The organism is Lysinibacillus sp. VIII_CA, assembly GCF_049943995.1.
Taxonomy (GTDB): domain Bacteria; phylum Bacillota; class Bacilli; order Bacillales_A; family Planococcaceae; genus Lysinibacillus; species Lysinibacillus pinottii.
Genome location: NZ_JBNFXM010000088.1, coordinates 1 through 389 on the forward strand (window position 1 = coordinate 1; position 389 = coordinate 389).

1 pseudogene is annotated in these 389 nt (G+C 45.5%); it reads right to left on the reverse strand.

What is annotated here, in order from left to right:
• Window positions 1-61: 61 nt before the first annotated feature.
• Window positions 62-268: pseudogene (locus ACP3VS_RS24300) on the reverse strand (IS5/IS1182 family transposase); the annotation flags it as partial.
• Window positions 269-389 lie beyond the last annotated feature (121 nt).

The following is a 389-nucleotide window of genomic DNA, read 5'->3' on the forward strand; positions in this document are numbered from 1 at the left end:
GGATTCGATTTATATTGGCGATATCCTTCCTTCGTCGTTGTCGCATACTTCAATATCTGCCCTTTGTTTCTTTCCATACTTCCTTTTCAAACTTCTCCAGGGGAAAGGGCTTTTTTCCGTGTTCTTCACGATCCATATTTACCTCTAATGGAAGTTTTTCTTCATAAGCCCGTGTTTCTTTTCGCACAACCTTTTTATCATACTTCCGTTTATTCGCACTCGCTTTCACATGCGTGGAATCGATAAATAAATGGTCTGCATGGAGCATTTACTTTTCAACACCCTATGTAGAAGTTGATGGGAACGAAGGGTGGCGACTCCTGCGGGAAAAGCGGGAAAGTCGAGATCCTGGACTGAGCGAAGCGAGGGAAGCAGCTCGACCCCGCCCG